Raw genomic sequence first — 971 nt, 5'->3', positions numbered from 1 at the left:
CCTTCTCATTTTGATGAAAAGAGAAGGTTTTATTAATCTCAGATATTCTTAAATTATAATAATGATTCTTTTTGAGCTGTTTCATAGTGCTCTGCTATTTTTTTACACATCTTTTTATATTCCAGCATCCACTCTGCTATTTCTTCTATATCTTCATCAGTGGATTTTTTCTTATATTTAAAACCAATTACTTTCATATCCGAAAACACTTTTTCTTCCATTTCTTCATCTACTGGAATACATTAAATAATCACTTTCGTTGTATTTGAAATTTGTACGAAAATTTCAAATGCACCAATAAAAATAGCAATCATTCGGAATAATTCTTTATTGCTCATATATAAAATCCTTGCAAGTTCAGAGTATATAAACAATACATCAATCATTTCAGCAGCTATTATGCAATCATCTACTGGTACTTTCTCCAAGATTTGCAGATTAATTAATTCCCCAGTTTTATCCTCACACTCTTGTTGAAAGTACAAAGTTTTTTCTTTTGAAAATAACCACATATGTAGCCCTCTTCCCACTAAAAACAACAATTAGGCTTTTACTTTTCATTTTCCAGAACTAAAAATACGTTAAATTATTATTGTGTATCCACCGCAATTTTCACTTCAACATACTGTAGCTCTTCATCACCGCTAAATATATGATAAATAGGCGAAATCATATCAAGCTCATTATCTTCCATATACTGAAGCATCTCAGCATACGCATACTCTGTTAATCTTTCAAAATCTCCTGCGTATCTTTTCATTAGCATGTTATCAACATAATAATAACTTCGAAACTTCATTGTTTCTGATATAGGAATACTACTCTCATGTACTGGCATAAATAATTCAATAAACATATCTCCATCTGATGGTACATTTTTCAATGCATAAAACATTGGGCCTTTGACCGTTAAATTCGCTTGCGCAATTTCTGCCAACAAATCTTCTATTACTTTTTCCATATCAGTATAG

General features: G+C 30.4%; 3 protein-coding genes. All 3 read right to left on the bottom strand.

The features are described from left to right. Positions 1-53: 53 nt before the first annotated feature. On the bottom strand, positions 54-221 hold the full coding sequence (locus AC1DTM_RS28640) for a hypothetical protein (protein ID WP_154214434.1): 168 nt from the start codon (positions 219-221) through the stop codon (positions 54-56). 21 nt (positions 222-242) lie between these two features. Further along, positions 243-512 (bottom strand): hypothetical protein, encoded by a 270-nt coding sequence (locus tag AC1DTM_RS28635; protein WP_286119358.1) that lies wholly within the window; start codon positions 510-512, stop codon positions 243-245. Between the two features lie 77 nt (positions 513-589). After that, positions 590-971: DUF5085 family protein (locus tag AC1DTM_RS28630; RefSeq protein WP_477001507.1), on the bottom strand; the 382-nt coding region annotated here is incomplete at its 5' end.

This window comes from Bacillus sp. P4_D3 (assembly GCF_056401855.1).
This window is presented reverse-complemented; position numbering and strand designations above follow the sequence as displayed.